Raw genomic sequence first — 18,354 nt, 5'->3', positions numbered from 1 at the left:
CGGACGGGCATCGGCCCTAGTACGGGTTCACCTTGTCCCGGAACTTCGCGGCCACCTCGTCGGTGTCGGACTTCGGGTAGGAGATCCGTGCCGGGTCGCCGTCCGAGGTGTACCTGCTGTCCGCGTTCTGGGCGAGCTTGTCCAGCCACACCGCCGAACCGTATTCGGCCTCCTCGCCCGTCGCGCTCTGCGAACGGATGCGCGGGATGTTCAGCGGGTCGAAGTCGGCCGTGAACGGGGACGCGGACGGGTTCGAGCCCACCAGGAACGCGCCCTGGTAGCGGTAACCGTTGCCCTGCAAGGCGAGTTCCTTCGGCCGCGGGTGGATGCCGAACGGCAGCGCGATCGTCGTCGGGTTCGCCTGCGGCGCCGCGCGCCGGATCAGCGCGTCCAGCTCGCCGATCTCGGCCTGCGCGGTCTCCTCGTCGGCCTCGCGCAGGTTCGCGTGCGTCTTGGTGTGGTTGCCGACGTCGAAACCGTTGGCCAGCAACCACGGAATGGTGCGGGCGCCGCCGGGGTCGCCGAACGGCTCCGCGTTGACGTAGAACGTGGCCACCGGCCGGAACCGCGGGTGGCTGCGGGCGAAGTCGAGCATGATCGCGACCGCCGTGCCGGGCACCGGGTTGCCGTCCGGGCCGAGCGCGAACTGGCTGGGGTCGCCGTCGTCGAAGGTCAGCACCACCGGGTGCGTGCCTGCCGGGACGTCGATGCGGCCAGCGGTGAAGTCGGCGGCCGACACGGGCACGTAGCCCTCGCGGTCGAGCCGTTCCAGCTCCGCCCGGAAGTCCTCCGGCGTGCGGTCGTAGACCGACTCGGTCTCGGGCACGATGCGGTGGTACATGAGCACCGGGATCCGCCCCAGCTCGTTCGCGCGCACCGCGGCCGGCTGGGCCGGCGCCGCCGGGGCCGCGGACCGCAGCGGCGCGAACGCGGCCCACTCCTGGCCGTCGCCGCGCTGCTCGTGCGGCTGGCCGTCGACGACCGTGGTGCACGCCGTGAGCAGGAACAGGACCGCTACGAGGGAAGCCAGCTTGGGTGTCACGCCTTCCAACGTGCGCCCTGCGTAGCACGAAGGCAACGGGGTGTAACTCGAAGGGATGGATTCCCGAATGACCCGGTTGATCCGGGGAATGAGCCCGCTGCTCGGCACAACCGGCGCGGGAGGGTTACATGGGCAGGCACCGGACGCGGTCCCAGAACTCGATTCTGGTCCTCGTGGCCATCATCGCCACGATGGCCGTCGCGGTCACCCCGGCGGTGGTGCAGTCGCTCCCGTTCGGGCTGGCCATCCAGGGCCTCGGTGACGACGTCACCACCAACGCGGAGTCGCTGCGTGACATCCGGGTGCTGGCGGCGCGTGACAGCGACCTCGACCGGGTCGCGGTCACCCTCGACGACCAGCCGGTGACCACGAAACGTGACGGCGGACGGCTGGTCCTGCCGCCGCTGAAGATCGGCGACGGTGAGCACACCCTGGCCGCCCGGCTGCCGAACGAGGTCCCCGGCCTGCCGGACGCCGTGGTGACCCGCACCTTCACCGTCGACAACACCGCCCCGGAGCTGAGCTTCCAGCCCATCGAGATCAGCGACCCGCGCAAGCCGGTGACCCTGCGCGGCATGGCCAAGGGCGCGGAAAAGGTCACGGTCCAGGGCGAAGAGGTGAAGGTCAACGAGTTCGGCAACTTCACCGCGACCATCCCGACTCCCCCGGCGAAGATCGAGATCGGCGCGCAGGACGCGGCGGGCAACCGGGCAGCCGGGCGCGTCCCGGTGCGAGCGCGGCACCCCGGCATGCAGGGGGTGCACATGACCGCGGTGGCGTGGACGGCTCCGGCGCTGCGGGAACCGGTGCTGCAGATGGCGCGGGACGGGCTCATCGACACCGTCCAGCTGGACATCAAGGACGAGAGCGGCGAGGTCGGGTACAACTCGCAGGTGCCGCTGGCGAAGGAGATCGGCGCCGCGAAGAACTACTACGACCTGCGCGGGGTCGTCGAGCAGCTGCACAAGGAGGGCATCCGCGTCGTCGGCAGGCTGGTCGCCTTCCGCGACCCGGTCCTGGCCAGGGCGTCGTGGGAGTCCGGCAAGCGCGACCGGGTCGTGCAGAGCGCCGACGCGCAACCGTGGGCCAGCGGGTACGGCGAGTACGCCTTCACCAACTTCGCCAACCGCGAGGTGCGGGAGTACAACATCGCGCTCGCGACGGAAGCCGCGCGGGCCGGGTTCGACGACATCCTCTACGACTACGTGCGGCGGCCCGAAGGCCCCATCGAGCAGCTGCGGTTCCCCGGTCTGGAGGGCACACCGGAGGAAGGGATCGTGGACTTCCTCGCGGAGAGCCGCAACGCCGTGCGGGCAGAGGGTGCGTACCTGGGCGCGTCGGTGTTCGGGATCGCGGTCAACCGGCCGACGCAGATCGGGCAGGACATCACGGCCATGGCACGCAAGGTGGACTACATCGCGCCGATGATCTACCCGTCGCACTGGGGCACCGGCGAGTACGGGGTTTCCGACCCGGAGTCGCAGCCGCTGGAGATCACCCAGCGCTCGCTGGCGGCGTTCGCCGAAAAGGCCGCCGGGACGCAGACCGTGATCATCCCGTGGATCCAGGCGTTCAGCATGTCCGTCCACTACGGACGCGACCAGATCCGGGCGCAGCTGGACGGCGCGCGCGCCAACGGGATGGATTCGTTCCTGCTGTGGAACGCCTCCTGCAAGTACAACGCGGCCGACCTGGCGCCCTGACCGGTCACCTCCGGAGGGGTTCGACCTCGTCCGGCGTCGCGTACTGGTACCGGGTGCCCACCCTGACCTCCAGGTGCAGGTCGCCGTCCTCATCGGACAGTACCGCGTGGACGGTCCCGGCGCGGCCGTCGCGGAGACGCACCCGGCTCCCGGCCGACACCGCGACTCCGGAGACCACCACCTCGTCGGTTTCGGGTGACACCGGGCCGGGATCCCACCACACGTCCTCCGGGAGCCCACGACGCACGTACCGGATGCGTTGTTCGCCCTCCGGCACGACGACCGGGTGGTCGTACAGGGCGACCGGCGCGGCAAGCACCGCGGCGTCGTTGTCCCCCAGCAGGACCGGCCACAGGCGGTGACTTTCGCACTGCTCGGCGGCCGCCCGCGCCCACGACGGCGGGTCGGTCAGCGACACGAACCGGCCCGCGTTCACCGCGAGCACCAGGTGCGCGGCCAGCATCGCGTGCCGGAGCGCGACTTCCCGCGGCGAGTCCGGCTCGTACCACTCGGTGTTGTTGACGACGTCGGCCCGCAACCGGATGCCACCGTTGGGGCCGCCCAGCACCTGCGCGCTCAGCCGCAGCTCGCCGGTGACCGTCCAGGTCCGGCGGACCAGCCGGTCCGCCACGCCGAGGACCTCGGTCCGCTCGGCGCCGCCGACGACGAACGGGACGCAGGTGCGCTGCGCGGTCAGCTCGGCGACCGGGAGCACGGCGTCGACCTCGCGCTCGACCGCCTCGTCCCAGCTGACGTGCTCGGCGCCGTCCTGGCGCACGACGCGCTCCTGCCCCTGAAGGAACCGCAGCCGGACGTGCAGCACGGCGTGGGAGCGGGGTTCCAGCAGGCACTCGACCCGGCAGTCGGCGAAGTCACCGGCCTGCGGTGAGGCGAACGCCGGCGGCATCAGCACGCCGAACCGCCAGTCCTGCGCCCGCGGGCGGTACAGGACCGCGTCGCCGATCGCCCTGGCGGTGTCGAACGCGGTGGTCATGCGACACGGTAAAACTGTAATACACGTCACACAAGCGCTATCGTCCGCGCGGGGGGCGTAAACGCTGGTCAAGAACAAGCGGGAGCCGATCGGGCACGGATCGTGGTTCACCCGATCAGCCCAGTTCGCGGCAAGCCGGACGCGGGTACGGCTGACGGACACGGGAGGGCGGCCCATGCGCACCGAACTGATCGACGCCCTGCTCGAACTGCTGGCGCGCGAATCCGAGGGCTTCGACGTGCACCGGTTCGCGCAGGACCTCGCCGAGCGCGCCACCGTCCTCGTGCCCGCGCGCGACGCCGGGGTGCTGGTGTCGTTCCCGGCCGAGCCGGCGGAAATCGCCGCAGGCACCGGGACCGCGCGCGATCTGGTGCGCCTCCAGCTCGAGCTCGGCGAGGGGCCGGCGCCGGAGTGCCTCCACAGTGGATCATCAGGCAACGGCCCGTGGCCGCGGTTTTCCGCCGCCTGCACGGAAGCCGGTTACTCATCGGTACACACGTTGCCGATCGACGCCGACGGCGAGATCTTCGGCGCGCTGTGCCTGTTCGACGTCGGCGGAAATACCCACCCCGTCGGGCCGCGCCTGGCGCACGCGGCCGCGCTTCGCCTGGCCCACCAACGGGATCTGCACCAGCTCGGGGTGCGGCTGCGGCACCTGCAGACCGCCTTGGACAGCCGGGTCGTGATCGAGCAGGCCAAGGGCATGCTGGCGGAACGGCACAAGATCGGTGTGGACACGGCGTTCGAGGGCCTGCGGCGGTACGCGCGCGACCACAACCAGCGGGTCGCGGACCTCGCGCGGGCCATCGTCGAGGGTCGCGACCCGGTGCGGCCGAACGATTTCTGACCGATGAAGGGTCGTGTTCCGGACAATCGCCGGTTAGCATCGGGTTCCGCCGTCGCCAGGAGGCAGGCAGACGGCGGACGAGGAATCCGCTCCGGACCCCGGCGGTACCCGCTGTTGGAATTGACAATGCGAGGGGAGCACCGGATGACGACGACGTCCCACGACCACGAACTGCAAGCGGACGCCTTCCCGGTCGGCGAACGGCTGATGTACCTCGACCGCGACGACGACGGGCCCGACAAGGTGACCGTGCGCGTGGGTGTCGTGTCCGGAGAGTGCCGGGCAGGCGAGGACGGCCTGCGCGTCCCGATGACCGACGAAGACGGCGCCCAACGGTGGGTGGCCGCCTCGGACGTGCTGGGCAACGGCTCGAGATCGGGCAATCGGCACGAAACCGACCGGCCGGCGCGGTGGCGGCACCACCTGTCCCCCTCCGGGCGGCACCACCGGCGGGACGAACCTGGACACTGACAGGGCGGCCGTTCGGCCTAACCCGGGAAGGGGATTTTTCCAGGGGCGACTTTCACCGTGGCGCTGGGCGGCCCGGGGAACCGGACCGCCCAGCGTCACGCGGGAGCCTCGCTCAGCAGTTCGACGGGGCGTCCGTCCCGGCGAACCGGTCCACGATCCACCGGTGGGCATCCGCGTTGCCGGCGAAGATGCCGCTCAGGTGGTCGGACACGTAGGTGTTCCACTGCTCCGTCACGCCCGCCGCGCAGTACTGCTTGTGCAGGGCGTCCGCCTGCGGCGTGTTCACGATCTCGTCCGTCGCGGCGTGGTACTGGAACACGGGGACCCGCGGGGGCGCCGCGCCGAGCTTGTTCTCCGCCAGTCGCGCCTGCCACGCCGGGGTGTCCAACGGGTTCGACGTCGTGTAGTCGGAGATCTTCTTGAACGCGTAGTTCGTCAGCAGCTCGACCACGCACGCGTTCTGCTTGGCCTCGGCGATCTGCTGCCGTCCCGTGTCGTTGAGGTAGGAGTCCAGGTGGAGCTCCGGGTACGCCGCGTCCAGGCCGACCGCGGCGAAAGCCAGGAAGCCGAAGCCGAGGTAGCCGTCCAGCCCCTTCGCCACCTCGGTCAGGTCCGCGGGCACCCCGCCGGCCACCACGCCGACCAGGTTCAGCTCCGGTGCGTACGCCGGCTGCTTCTCCGCCGCCCACAGCGCGCCGCCGCCGCCCTGCGAGTAGCCCTGGAAGATCACCTTGGCGTCGTCGGACAGCCCCGCCTGCGACAACCGCTGCGCCGCGCGCACCGAGTCGATCACCGCGGGGCCCATGGACTGGCCGGTGATGTAGGTGGGCACCGTGGTCGGCGAGTAGCCCTCGTAGTCGGTGACCGCGACCGCGTAGCCGCTGGCCAGCGAGTCGTTGATGGCGGGCTGGTCGTAGAGCGTGCCGCGCTCGATGGCCTTCGACGGGGTGCACTTGAACGCCGGGCCCTGCGTCCCGACGGCGAACCCGACGATCGGCGCCTTCGCCGGGTCCACCCCCTTCGGCACCAGCACCGTGCCGGTCACCGCGTTGCGCGCGCCCAGCGCGTTCGTCGACAGGTACATGACCTCCCAGGCGTCCGCGTTCGCCGCGTTCATCAGCGGCACCGCGGGCCGCCAGCGGATCACGTCACCGGCGTCGCCTGCCGGGAGCGGTGACGGCGGGGTGTAGAACGAGTCGTCGAACGGGCCCGGCAGCACCGGGGCCGACAGTATTGGGCTCGACAGTATTGGGCTCGCCGCCACCGCGGACGGCGCCGAGAAGGCCACCGCGCCGCCGGCGAGCAGCACGAAACCCACCAGTGCGGCCAGCAGCCGTCGGCGGAAATTGCGGTTCTTCACAGATTCTCCTTCACAGACCAAGAGCCGGAGCGAGCACCGGCCACGAGTTGTGCAGTGCCCGTTCCCAGTACGGCCAGCTGTGCGTGCCTGCGCCGTAGTAGTCCACAGTGGCCGGAACGCCCATCCGCTTCAGCTTGTCGGTGAAGCTCTTGGACGTGAGCAGCGCCGCCGGTTCCAGCGGATCGGACTGCCCCGGCGGATCCAGCGGGCCGGTCCGGCCGTCGCCGCACGAGATGTAGAGCGCGGTGCCGCGCAGGTCGTCGATGTGGTCGTACGGGTTGCGGGACCACCAGATCGGCCAGCTGGCCTTCTCGTCGCCCCACAGGTCGAAGAAGTTGTAGTGCCCGGCGCGGATCAGGATGCCTTGGATCACCTCGGGCGTGCCGGGGAACAACGTGTTGGGGATCCCGCTGTAGGAGGCGGCCGCGCCGAACATCCCCTTGTGCAGGAACGCGTACGCCAGCGCGCCGTACCCGCCGATGGACACCCCGGCCACCGCGCGTTTCGTGCCGCCGCGGTAGCCGCGCTCGACGATCTGGCGGACCTCCTCGGTGTGGAACCGGTCCCAGTCCGGTGTGGACTTGAGCCCGAAGTTCCACCACTTCGTGTACATGCCGGCCTCGCCGTCGGAGGGCATGACGACGATCGCGTCCTTGTCCGCGGTGAAGGCCTTCACGTCGGTGAACCGGTCCCAGGACTGGTAGTCCGCCGGTTCGCAGCACCCGTGCAGCAGCCACAGCGTCGGCCAGGTCCGGGTGGGTTCGGCGCGCCACTTCACCGGCACGATCAGCCGCACCATGCCGGTCTCGCCCAGCGCGGGCGAGTCGATCTCCAGGTCGACCGTGCGGTCGTCGATCCAGGTCTCCTTGACCACTTTCGCTCCATCGTCGGCGCTGACCGTGGCGGCCGACACCGGCGCGGCCAGCGCGGCACCGGCGATCACGGCGACGACGGGTGACACCAGCAAGGCCCAGCGGCGACGGCGGCGCCCGGCCCGGTCGGTTCTCATCGGTTCTCCTCGGGTGGTTTCACAGCGGGATGTTGCCGTGCTTCTTCGCCGGCAGCGTCTGCCGTTTCGTGCGGAGCGCGCGCAGCGCCCGAGCCACCTGGAGCCGGGTCTGGGACGGCGGCACGACCATGTCCACGTATCCGCGCTCCGCGGCCAGGTACGGGCTCGCGTGGCGCTTGCGGTACTCCTCGGTCAGCCGCCGACGCGCCACCTCGCGCTCCGATGTGGACAGTGCGGCGAGCTCGTGCCGGTGCAGCACGCCGACCGCGCCCTCGGCGCCCATCACCGCGATCTCCGCGGTGGGCCAGGCCAGGTTGACGTCCGCCCCGAGGTGCTTGGAACCCATTACCGCGTACCCGCCGCCGTAGGCCTTACGCGTCACCACGGTCACCTTCGGCACCGTCGCCTCGGAGTAGGCGTAGATCAGCTTCGCGCCGCGCCGGATGATGCCCTGCCGTTCCTGCTCGGTGCCGGGCAGGTAGCCGGGCACGTCGGCCAGGGTGAGGACCGGGATGCCGAACGCGTCGCAGAACCGCACGAACCGGGCGGCCTTCTCGGAGGCGTCGATGTCGATCACGCCGGCCTGCCGGAGCGGCTGGTTCGCCACGATCCCGACCGACCGGCCCTCGACGCGGCCGAACGCGCAGATCATGTTGGGCGCGAACGCGCCGTGGATCTCGGTGAACTCGCCGTCGTCGACCAGCCGCCGGATCACCTCGGTCATGTCGTAGGCCTGGTTGAGCGAGTCCGGGACGATCCGGTCCAGTTCGAGGTCGGCGGGCGTGATCTCGCGGGAGGTCTCGTCTGCGTACTCCGGCGGCGCGTCCAGGTTGTTGAGCGGCAGGTACCCGAGCAGGGTCTGCACCCAGTCGATCGCGTCCCGCTCGTCGGCGGCGCGGTGGTGGGCGTTGCCGGAGATCTCGCTGTTGACCGCCGCGCCGCCGAGCTGCTGCGCGGTGACCCGCTCGCCGGTCACGGCGTGCACGACATCCGGCCCGGTGACGAACATGTGCGAGGTGTCCTCGACCATCACGGTGAAGTCGGTGATCGCGGGCGAGTACACCGCGCCGCCCGCGCACGGGCCCATGATCATCGAGATCTGCGGGATCACCCCGGACGCGTGCGCGTTGCGCCGCCCCAGCTCGGCGTAGTAGGCCAGCGACACCACGCCTTCCTGGATGCGCGCGCCGCCGGAGTCGTTGATGCCGATGACCGGGCAGCCGATCGACATCGCCAGGTCCATCACCTTGAGGACCTTCTCGCCGAAGACCTCGCCCATGCTGCCGCCGAACACGCTGAAGTCCTGCGAGAACAGGCACACCTGCCGTCCGTCCACAGTGGCGTGCCCGGTGACCACGCCGTCGCCGTAGGGGCGGTTGCCGTCCATGCCGAACTCGGTGCAGCGGTGCCGCGCGAACTGGTCCAGCTCGACGAACGACCCGTCGTCGACGAGCAGGTCGATGCGCTCGCGGGCGGTCAGTTTGCCCTTGGCGTGCTGCCGGTCGATCGCGCGCTTCTCGGCGATGCGCACGGCCTCGTCCTGCCGGGCGGCCAGGTCGGCGATCCGGTAGGCGGTCGTCGGGGCGAACGGGACGTCCACTGCGGTCCTCACTTCCGTGTGATCCGGTCGCCGAGCGCGGCCGCGATGACGGACACGTGCGGCGGGTCGATCATCGAGACGTGGTCGCCGGGCACCCGCACGATCTCCAGGTCCGGGCAGAACTCGTCCCAGCCCAGCGCCTCGTCGGCACGCAGGTAGCGCGGGTCGAGCGCGGTGGTCAGCGGGTGCGGCTCCTGCGCGCGGAACAGCACGACCCGGCCGGGGTAGCGGCCCGGCGCGTACCGCTCCGCGACCCGCGCGTCCACATAGGACGTGTACTGGTGGTGCAGCACGCCTTCGCCCAGTCCGGGCACCTTCTCCGCCAGCTGCCGCATCACGAGCCCGATCTGCTCGCCCTCGCCGAGCCGGGCCAGTTCGTCCCGCGGAATGTCCAGCGCGGCGCCGTAGGTCTGCTCGATGTGCGTGGCGAACCGGTCGAACCGGTCCAGCAGCAGGTCCTCGGCCGGCGCGTCGGCAGGCAGCGGGAGGATGGTGTCGATCAGGAACACCAGCTCCACCGGCTCGTCCAGCTGCCGCGCGCACTCGTAGGCGAGGCAGCCGCCGAACGACCACCCGCCGAGCCGGTACGGCCCGCGCGGCTGGATCTCGCGGATCATCTCCAGGTAGCGGGCCGCCTTGGCCTCGACGGTGTCCAGGTCGTCCAGCCGCTCGAACCCGTAGACCTGGAACTCGCCCGGCAGGTCGCGCACCAGTCGCGTGTAGACACTCGCCGGCCCGCCGGCGGGGTGGAACAGGAACACCGGGGTCCCGGTGCCCGAACGCAGGCAGCGCACCGGGCCGGAGCCCTCGATCCGGTCGCGCAACAGGTCGGCCATCGCCGCGATCGTCGGCCGGTCGAACAGGTTCGCGGGCAGGTCCGCGAGTTCGGCCGACATCGCCGCCCGCAGCTCGGCCGGATCGCCCGGGAAGTCTTCGTGCACCCCGGAGAAGCGGCCGAGCACGTCGTGCCAGTGCCGGGCGACCCACCGCTCGGCGGGATCGCGCGGCCCGACGACGACCTCGGTGACCACGGCCGGGCCGGCGTCGAACCCGGCCTGCTCCGCGAGATGCGCCGCCAGCTCGGCGAGGCTCGCACCACGCAGCAGCATCGGCACCGGCAGCGGGAGGCCGAAGTCCCGCTCGACCGCGCCCCGCGCCCGCATCGCGAGCAGCGAGTCCAGGCCGAGCTGGGTGAGCGGCACGTGCCGGTCGACCTGCTCCGGCGCGAAGCCCATCAGCCCGGCGACCAGCGACGTCAGGTGGTCGGCGATGGCCGCGTGCGCGGTCGCCGGTTCCAGCGCCGCCATGCCCGGCCACGCGGAGGCCGCCGTGCGCCGTGGCACGAGCAGGTCGAAGAACGGCCGGTCGGCGAGTCGCGGGAACAGTTCGAGCACGGCGTCCGCGTCGAGCCGGGCCACGCCGATGGCCGCGCGGTCGCGGGCCAGGACGGCCTCCAGTGCTTCCAGCGCTTCGCCGGTGCCGAGCGGTTCGAGCACCGGGTTCGTCGTGCCGACCACGGCGCCTGCCTCGCCCCACGCGCCCCAGTTGATCGTCGCGGCGGGCAGGCCGTGGGCGCGGCGCCAGGCCACGAGCGCGTCGGCGTACGCATTGGCCGTCGCGTAGGCGGTCTGGCCGGGCGAGCCGAACAACGCGGCCGCGGACGAGTAGACCAGCCACCAGTCCAGGTCGTGGCCGAGCGTGGCCTCGTGCAGGCGCCAGGCGCCCCTCGCCTTCGGCCGCCACGCCGTCGCCACCTGCTCCGGGGTCAGCGACACGGCCGCGCCGTCGGCGAGCACCCCGGCCGCGTGCAGGACGCCACGCAGCGGCACCCCACCGCTGGTCGCGGCCTCGACGAGCCGTTCCGCGACCCCGGGTTCGGCGATGTCCCCCGCCACCACCACCGCGCCGGGCACGTCGACCGCGCGCACGCTCCGGGACGACAGGACGATTCGCGTCGCGCCCCGCTCGGCCAGCCAGCGCGCCGCGACGAGCCCCAGCCCGCCGAGCCCACCGGTGATCACGTAGGCGCCGTCGCGCACCGTCGGCCGCTCGGCCGTCCCGAGCCGGGGCCGGGTCAGCTCCCGGGTGTGCCGGACGCCGCGGCGCCAGGCGATCTCGTCGTCCGGGCCGTCCGCGCGCAGCTCCGCGGGCAGCTGGTCCAGCGACTCCGGGTCGAGGTCGACCAGGCTCGCGTGCAGCTCGGGGTGCTCGAACGCGAGCACCCGCACCAGCGCCCGCAGGCACGCCAGGTCCGGGCGGCCCGCCTCGCCGGAGTCGACCGCGAGCGCCGAACCGGTCACCAGCCAAAGCCGGGCCGGCGATTCGGCGAGCTCTGCGACCACCCGCGTGACCTCGTGCACGAGCTCCAGGCCGTCCGCCTCCCGGGCGAACCACACGACGCCGTCCGGCCGGGTCGCCAGTGCGGCACGCAGAGCCTGCGGGTCGTCCGGCGGGACCACGACCACGCGATCGTCGCCGAACCGCAGGCCCGGCTCGCCGTGGTGCACGAGCACCCAGGTCCGGTCCTCCTCGGCCGCGCCGGGCAGGCCGGTCCGCGTCCAGGACGCCTCGAACAGCTTGCCGGACAACGGAACCGGCAGCGCGGACCGACGGAACCGGCGGGCGTGCACGTCGCGGAACTCGGCCAGCACCGCGCCGTCGGCGGCGACGAGCTGCACCGTGCCACGCAGGTCGTCGCCGGACAGCGAGTCCACGACGGCGTCGACCCGCACCCCGGTCCGCGGGTCGCCGGCGACCGTGACCGCCCCGATCGACATCGGCAGGAACAGCCCGTCGGCCTCGCGCAGCGCCGGTCCGGTCGCGGCGGCCAAGGCGTGCAGGCAGGCGTCGGCCAGCGCCGGGTGCAGCACGTGCCCGGCCGGCTTCGGCAGGTCGACGGCCGCCGATGCGCGTCCCGCCACCGCGGTGACGTCGCGCAGCAGCCGGAACGCCGGGCCGTAGCTCATGCCCATCGCGTCCAGCGCGGCGTAGAGGTCGACCGGCTCACCGTCGACCGGGCCGAGCGGCTCCAGCGGCACCTCCTCGCCGACTCGGGCGGTCGCGTGGCAGACCCAGTCGCCCGGTTTGGTGTGCACGCTGATCACGCCGTCCGCCAGCGACGTCGTGACCTCCTGCTCGGGGCCGAGCGGCAGGATCTGGCGCAGCTCGACGTCGGTGACGCGTGGTCCGGCCGCGGACAGCGCCAGCTCGACGAACCCGGTCGCCGGGAAGATCGGCGTGCCGAACGCCGCGTGGTCGGCGAGCCACGGGTGCCGGTCCGTGCCGATCTCCCCGCGCCACACGCGCTGGCTGCTGCCGGGCACCTCGGCGTGCGTGCCCAGCAACGGGTGGCCTGCCGCCCGTGCCCGCCGGTGAGCCCAGAACCGCTCGTGCCGCCACACCGCGCCGGGCAGGTCGGCTACCGGTTGCTTCGGCTCCCGCGTGGTCAACACGTCGGGGTGGCCGAGCACGTGCAGGCGGGCGAGGCTGGTCAGGAACGCCATTTGCTCGTCGGCCTTGCGGTTCGTCGTCGGCAACCCGGTCGCCCCGGCCTGCTCGATCGCCGCGAGGGCCACCGGGTGCGGGGCGATCTCGACGAACGTGCCGTGGCCGTCCTCCACCGCCGCCGCCAATGCCTGCGCGAACCGCACCGGGCGGCGCAGGTTGGCCGCCCAGTAGTCCACGTCGAACAGCGGCTTGTCCCGCGGATCGTCGAGGACGCTGGTGTAGCAGGGCACCTCCGGGCTGCCCGGCTGCACCGCCAGCCCGGCGCGGAAGCGGTCCAGGATCGCGTCGACCGCTGCCGAGTGCCCGGCCCCGCTCACCGGCAGCAGCTTCGCGAACCGGCCCTGACCCTCCACATGCGACACCAGCGACGCGACCGCTTCGGCGTCACCGGTGACCGTGCACTGCGACGCCGACGCGAACACCGCGACCTCGACCCCGGCGAACTCGGCGATCTCCGTGGCCGACGCCTCGACCACGGCCATCGCGCCCGAGCCGGCCGCGTCGATCTCCCGCAGCAGCCGCGCCCGCGTCGTCATCACGCGCAGACCGTCGGCGACGTCCAGCGCTCCGGCGACCACGGCGGCGGCGACCTCGCCCATGGACTGCCCGAGCACCGCGGCGGGAGTCACGCCGTGCGCCCGCCACAGCCCGGCGAGGGCGACCTGCGTGCCGAACAGCGCCAGCTGCGTCGCGGCGAGGTCCGGCGGCTCGCCGGCCAGCACCTCCCGCAGCGAGAACCCGGCCTCGGCGTGGAACACCGGGTCGAGCCGGTCCACCTCGGCGGCGAACGCGGGCTCGGTTTCCAGCAGCCGCCGTCCCATCCCGGTCCACTGCGAGCCGTAGCCGGAGAACACGAAGACGACCCCGTCGAGCCTGCCCTGCCCCGGCTGCACGTCCCGCAGCGCGGCCGCCAGCTCCTCCCGGCTGGAGGCGACGACGGCGGCGCGCACCGGCAGGTTGTCGCGGCGGTGGGCCAGTGTCGAGGCCACCGCGCTCAACGGGACGTCGGAGGACTCGACCCAGCGGGCCAGCTCGGCAGCCCGATCCCGCAGCCCGTCCGCGGACCGGTCGGAGACGGCGAACACGTGCGGCCCGCCGTCGTCTTCGAACCGCGGGTTCGCCGGCCACTCCTCCAGCACGACGTGCGCGTTGGTGCCGCCGAACCCGAACGCGGACACGCCCGCCCTGGCCACACCGGAGTACCGCGGCCACGGCGCCGGTTCGGTGACCACGCGCAGGCCGTCGAAGTCGATGTGCGGGTTCGGCTCGCGGTAGTGCAGGCTCGGCGGCACCTGCCGCCGGGACAGCGCGAGCACGGTCTTGATGAGGCCGGTGATGCCGGCCGCGCCCTCCAGGTGGCCGAGGTTGCTCTTCACCGAGCCGAGGAGCAGCGGCCGGTCCGCGCCGCGGCCGAGCACGCGCTTCAAAGCCCGGGCTTCGATCGGGTCGCCGAGCAGCGTCCCGGTGCCGTGCGCCTCGACGTAGTCCACAACGGACGGATCCAGCCCGGCCGCGGCGTAGGCGTCCCGCAGCAGCGCGGCCTGCGCCTCCGGGTTGGGCGCGGTGATGCCGTTGGATCGGCCGTCGGAGTTGACTGCGCTGCCGCGGATCACCGCCAGCACCCGGTCGCCGTCGCGGCGCGCCGCACGCAGCGGCTTCAGCACGACGACCCCGCAGCCTTCGCCGCGGGCGATCCCGTCGGCGTGCGCGTCGAACGGTTTGCACCGGCCGTCCGCGGCGAGCACCCCGGCCTCGGTGAAGTTCGCGGTGATCCCCGGGGTGAGCAGCAGGTTCACTCCGCCGACCAACGCGGTGCCGATCTCACCGCGCTGCAGGCTCTGCACCGCCTGGTGGACGGCGACCAGCGAGGACGAGCACGCGGTGTCGATCGTGAGACTCGGGCCGCGCAGGTCGAGCAGGTACGACAGCCGGTTCGCGGCGATGCTCGCGGCGGCGCCGGTGCCGGACCACGCGTCGATCGCGGACACGTCGGTCATCGTCAGGTACCCGTATTCGGCGGCCGACAACCCGACGAACACGCCGGTGCGCGTGCCGCGCAGCGACGACGGTGCGATGCCCGCGTGCTCCAGCGCCTCCCAGGCGACTTCGAGCAACAGCCGTTGCTGCGGGTCCATCGCCTCGGCCTCGCGCGGGGTGATGCCGAAGAAGGCAGCGTCGAAACCCAGCGCGTCGTCGAGGAACCCGCCCCGGCGCGGCAGCGCGGCCACCTCGGCGGCGTCGGCGAAGGACTCCCAGCGGCCTTCGGGCCGGTCGCCGATCCCGTCGCCGCCGGACTCGAGGAACCGCCAGAACTCGCCGGGCGAGGTGATGCCGCCGGGCAGGCGGCACCCGATCCCGACGACGGCGACCGGCTCCCCCGGCTCCGGGGTCCACTGCGCCGCCGCCTCCCGCTCCACATCGGACAGTGCGGCGACGAGGCCGTTGATCGTCGGGTGCTCCCACACCAGGGTCGCGGGCAGCGACCGGCCGAGGAACCGGCCCAGGTCGCCGGTCAGCGTCATCGCGTCGCGGGAGGACAACCCGGTCTCCTGCAACGGCTTCGCCGGGTCGACCGCGGCGGCGGGGATCCCCAGCGTGGTGGCCACCCGGTCCACCAGCCAGGCACGCAGGCCGGTCATGCGAGCCGCCGCGCGTCGAGCGAGCCGTCCAGGTAGCGCTGGCGGGTCAGCGTCCGGCTGATCTTGCCGCTCGACGTTCTCGGCACCTCGCCGGGTTCGGTGAACACGACGTCCCGCAGCCGCAGGCCGTGCACCGCGGACACCTCGGACCGCAGCCAGGCCGCCACTTCGCCGAAGTCGGCCTCGGTGTCGCGGGCTCGTTCCAGCACGACCACCGCCGCTTCGCCGTCCTCGCCCGGCACCGAGAAGGCGGCGGCGGAGTGCGGCCGCACCACCGGGTGCGCTTCGACGGTCTGCTCGACGTCCTGCGGGTAGTGGTTGCGGCCGTCGACGATGATCAGGTCCTTCATCCGGCCGGTCATGAACAGCTCGCCCTCGAACAGGACCCCGAGGTCGCCGGTCGCCAGCCAGTCGCCGGGCTCGCCGGGCACCCGGCGGCCGAAGGTGGCGTCCGGCCGGTTCCAGTAGCCCCGGCCGACGTTCGGGCCGCTGACCCAGATCTCGCCGACCGTGCCGTCCGGGACCGGGACCCCGTCCGGGTCGACGATCCGGATCCGCTGGTCCACCGGCCGTCCGCAGGACACCAGGGTCGTGGTGGCGCCGCCGGAGGCGGGCGTCGCGGTGCCGGCCGCGAGGCGGTCCCGGTCGAAGGTGACCTGCCGCGACGACGATCCGGCGTCGGTCACCGACACCAGCACGGTCGCCTCCGCCAGCCCGTAGGACGCGCGGTGCACCTCGGGCCGTAGCCCGCACTCGGCGAACGCGTCCTGGAACTTCGCGATCGTCGACGGCAGAACAGGCTCGCTGCCGTTGATCAGCGACACGACGCGGCTCAGTTCCAGGTAGCTCTTCTCCCGCTCGGAGACCCGGGACGCGCTGTAGGCGTAGGCGAAGTTCGGCGCGGCGCTGATCGCGCCCGGGCTCGCCGACAACGCACGCAGCCACCGCTCCGGCCGCTCCAGGAACGCCAGCGGATCCATCAGCACCGACGTCAGGCCGCCGACCACGGGCGCGCCGGCACCGAGGATCAGGCCCATGTCGTGGAACAGCGGCAACCAGCTCACCGTCGAGGTGGCGCCGCGTCGCGCGCCATAGGCCCGCAACGCCTGCCGCGCGTTGGTGACCACGTTGTGGTGCGTCAGCATGACGCCCGCCGGGCTGCGCGTCGAACCGGACGTGTACTGCAGGTAGGCGAGGTCGTCCGGGTCCGGCGCCGGCCACTCCCGCGTGCCCGGCTCGGCCGGAACCGCGTCCACCACCAGGATTTCCGGTCCGGTCACCAGGCCCTTGACGTCGTCGCGCTCGTCGTCGACGGTCAGCACGAGCGCGGGCGAGCAGTCGTCGAGCACCGCGGTGAGCCGGTCGCCGTGCCCGGGCAGGGACGGCGCGAACAACGGGACGGCGACCAGGCCGGCGCGGATCGCCGCGAGGAACGCCACCACGTAGTCGGCGGACTGGTTCACCAGCACGGCCGCGCGGTCGCCCGGCTGGGCCAGCTCGCGGGCGCGCTCCGCCACCGCGCTCACGCGGTCGTCGAGTTCGCGCCAGGTCAGGGAAATCGCGTTGCCGTCGGCGCTGGCGCGGTAGTCCAGGAACGTCACGGCGATCTCGTCGCCCTGCACGCGGGACCAGTGTCCGAGCATGGTCGCGAACGAAGAGTTCTCAGTCATCGAGTCCCTCGGGGAATTTCCGTGCCCGAAAAATCCGTGCGCCGGAGGTTATTTTCGGGCTGAATGGGGTGTCAATCGATCGTGTCCGGGTTACTCACCGCGGGACGAGGATCCGGCCGACTCCGTTGTCACGACGGGCAGAACTTTGCGGGCGGGAGCGCGGAACACCCACAGGGCGAGCACCGCGCCGGCGATTTCCAGTACCGCCGCGACGATGAGCCCGGCGGTGTAACCGGTGGCGAGCGCGGGCCCGCCCAGCGCGCCCTCGTCCAGCCGGGCGGCACGCACGGCGGTCAGCACCGCGCCGATCAACGCGACGCCCATGGCACTGGACAGCTCACGGGACGCCGTCAGCAGCCCCGAGGCGGTGCCCGCGTGCCGTTCTTCGATGATTTCCAGGGAGTACGAGGTCAGCGGCGTGGTCAGGGCCGAGCCGGCGCCGATCAGGAGCAGGCCGGGGATCCGCGGCGGCACCTCGGGGATGTGGTTGATCACGGCCACCGCGAGCAGACCGAGCGCCACGACCAGCAGCCCGGCGCACACCGTCCGATGTGGACCGAGACGGGTCATGATCCGCGGCACCGCCGGGGTCACCGCCATGATGGCGACCGCGACGAGCACCAGCGGCAGGCCCGCCCCCACCGGGCTCAGGCCCAGCGAGTCCTGGTGCAGCAACGGGGTGAAGAAGAAGATTCCGGACACCCCGAGTCCCCACAGCAGTTGCACGGCCAGCGCGCCCGTGAACACCCGCTCCCGCACCAGCTCGCGTGGCACGAGCGGCTCCCGCGCGCGGCGTTCCCGCACCGCGAACCAGGCGATCAGGGCCAGCCCGGCCAGCAGCGGCGCCGCCTCGGCCAGCCGGGCGTCGTCGCCGAGTCCGACCATCGCGGCCGCGACCAGCACGAGCCCAGCCGTCACGAGCACCATCGCGCCGAGCGCAGGCCGCCGTGCACCCCGCACTCGTGCGGTGCCCGCGGTCGTCGGCAGCAACACGAGCATGACCAGCACGAACGGCACGTTGCTGAAGAAGATCCAGCTCCAGCCGAGGTACTCGGACAACAACCCACCCAGCGTGGGGCCGAGCGCGAGCGCCACCGCGAGGCACGCCGTCCACAACGTCGCGCCGATGGCTCGCTGCCTGCTGTCCAGGTTGGTGCGCAACAGGCTGAGCAGGGCCGGCACCAGGAACGCCGCGGCCAGGCCCTGCACCACGCGCGCCGCGATCAGCAGCGCACCGGTGGTCGCGAAGCCGCCGGCCACCGCGCCCAGCCCGAAGGCGACGAGCCCGCCGCCCAGCGTGCCCCGCTGCCCCCACCGGTCCACCAGCGTCCCGGCGACCAGCAGCAGGCCCGCGAACGGCAGCATGTAACCGATGCTGACCCACTGCAGCGTCGCGAGGTCCAGCGAGAGGTCGTGCCCGATCGAGGGCACCCCGGCGGCGACGATCGTGTTGTCCAGGGTCGTCACGAACGCGCCGAGCGCGACGACCAGCAGCGTGCGGCCCGCGTTCAC

General features: G+C 72.5%; 11 protein-coding genes. 3 read left to right on the top strand and 8 right to left on the bottom strand.

Annotated features, from left to right (window positions below; all coding sequences use genetic code 11):
* Positions 1-16 precede the first annotated feature (16 nt).
* Positions 17-1,042, bottom strand: a complete 1,026-nt coding sequence (locus AMYTH_RS0134630; protein ID WP_027934069.1) for a polysaccharide deacetylase family protein — start codon at positions 1,040-1,042, stop codon at positions 17-19.
* A 128-nt stretch (positions 1,043-1,170) separates the two neighbouring features.
* Here AMYTH_RS0134630 and AMYTH_RS0134625 point away from each other — a divergent pair, with 128 nt between their 5' ends.
* Positions 1,171-2,745, top strand: coding sequence for a putative glycoside hydrolase (locus AMYTH_RS0134625; protein WP_027934068.1), 1,575 nt, complete (start codon positions 1,171-1,173; stop codon positions 2,743-2,745).
* 4 nt (positions 2,746-2,749) lie between these two features.
* Here AMYTH_RS0134625 and AMYTH_RS0134620 read toward each other — a convergent pair whose 3' ends face one another.
* Entirely contained in the window at positions 2,750-3,739 is a 990-nt protein-coding gene (locus AMYTH_RS0134620; protein ID WP_027934067.1) for a hypothetical protein, read from the bottom strand.
* Positions 3,740-3,914: 175 nt separating this feature from the next.
* Here AMYTH_RS0134620 and AMYTH_RS0134615 point away from each other — a divergent pair, with 175 nt between their 5' ends.
* Together AMYTH_RS0134615 and AMYTH_RS0134610 are read left to right on the top strand one after the other, a co-directional pair.
* Entirely contained in the window at positions 3,915-4,586 is a 672-nt protein-coding gene (locus AMYTH_RS0134615; protein ID WP_027934066.1) for an ANTAR domain-containing protein, read from the top strand.
* Positions 4,587-4,730: 144 nt separating this feature from the next.
* A complete protein-coding gene (locus AMYTH_RS0134610; protein ID WP_027934065.1) occupies positions 4,731-5,057 on the top strand; it encodes a hypothetical protein in 327 nt (108 codons plus the stop codon).
* 112 nt (positions 5,058-5,169) lie between these two features.
* Here AMYTH_RS0134610 and AMYTH_RS0134605 read toward each other — a convergent pair whose 3' ends face one another.
* The 6 genes from AMYTH_RS0134605 to AMYTH_RS0134580 form a co-directional block, all read right to left on the bottom strand.
* On the bottom strand, positions 5,170-6,417 hold the full coding sequence (locus AMYTH_RS0134605; protein WP_027934064.1) for a lipase family protein: 1,248 nt from the start codon (positions 6,415-6,417) through the stop codon (positions 5,170-5,172).
* Between the two features lie 10 nt (positions 6,418-6,427).
* Positions 6,428-7,426, bottom strand: a complete 999-nt coding sequence (locus AMYTH_RS0134600; RefSeq protein ID WP_027934063.1) for an alpha/beta hydrolase — start codon at positions 7,424-7,426, stop codon at positions 6,428-6,430.
* 19 nt (positions 7,427-7,445) lie between these two features.
* Positions 7,446-9,038 carry an acyl-CoA carboxylase subunit beta gene (locus AMYTH_RS0134595; protein ID WP_027934062.1) on the bottom strand — a complete coding sequence of 531 codons (1,593 nt, stop codon included), beginning with the start codon at positions 9,036-9,038 and terminating at the stop codon, positions 7,446-7,448.
* On the bottom strand, positions 9,035-15,172 hold the full coding sequence (locus AMYTH_RS0134590) for a type I polyketide synthase (RefSeq protein ID WP_027934061.1): 6,138 nt from the start codon (positions 15,170-15,172) through the stop codon (positions 9,035-9,037). Before AMYTH_RS0134590 ends, AMYTH_RS0134595 begins: the two co-directional genes overlap by 4 nt.
* Entirely contained in the window at positions 15,169-16,842 is a 1,674-nt protein-coding gene (locus tag AMYTH_RS0134585; RefSeq protein WP_027934060.1) for a fatty acyl-AMP ligase, read from the bottom strand. The genes AMYTH_RS0134590 and AMYTH_RS0134585 overlap by 4 nt, the downstream gene beginning before the upstream one ends.
* Positions 16,843-16,932: 90 nt before the next feature.
* Complete coding sequence (locus AMYTH_RS0134580) at positions 16,933-18,354, bottom strand: MFS transporter (RefSeq protein WP_027934059.1); 1,422 nt, start codon at positions 18,352-18,354, stop codon at positions 16,933-16,935.

The organism is Amycolatopsis thermoflava N1165 (genome assembly GCF_000473265.1).
GTDB classification, from domain to species: Bacteria; Actinomycetota; Actinomycetes; order Mycobacteriales; family Pseudonocardiaceae; genus Amycolatopsis_E; species Amycolatopsis_E thermoflava.
This window is presented reverse-complemented; position numbering and strand designations above follow the sequence as displayed.

What these genes read in the sequence shown, in the direction of transcription:
- AMYTH_RS0134590 (WP_027934061.1), bottom strand. Translation starts at nt 15,172, where the DNA reads ATGACCGGCCTGCGTGCCTGGCTGGTGGACCGGGTGGCCACCACGCTG.
- AMYTH_RS0134620 (WP_027934067.1), bottom strand. Translation starts at nt 3,739, where the DNA reads ATGACCACCGCGTTCGACACCGCCAGGGCGATCGGCGACGCGGTCCTG.
- AMYTH_RS0134615 (WP_027934066.1), top strand. Translation starts at nt 3,915, where the DNA reads ATGCGCACCGAACTGATCGACGCCCTGCTCGAACTGCTGGCGCGCGAA.
- AMYTH_RS0134610 (WP_027934065.1), top strand. Translation starts at nt 4,731, where the DNA reads ATGACGACGACGTCCCACGACCACGAACTGCAAGCGGACGCCTTCCCG.
- AMYTH_RS0134625 (WP_027934068.1), top strand. Translation starts at nt 1,171, where the DNA reads ATGGGCAGGCACCGGACGCGGTCCCAGAACTCGATTCTGGTCCTCGTG.
- AMYTH_RS0134600 (WP_027934063.1), bottom strand. Translation starts at nt 7,426, where the DNA reads ATGAGAACCGACCGGGCCGGGCGCCGCCGTCGCCGCTGGGCCTTGCTG.
- AMYTH_RS0134585 (WP_027934060.1), bottom strand. Translation starts at nt 16,842, where the DNA reads ATGACTGAGAACTCTTCGTTCGCGACCATGCTCGGACACTGGTCCCGC.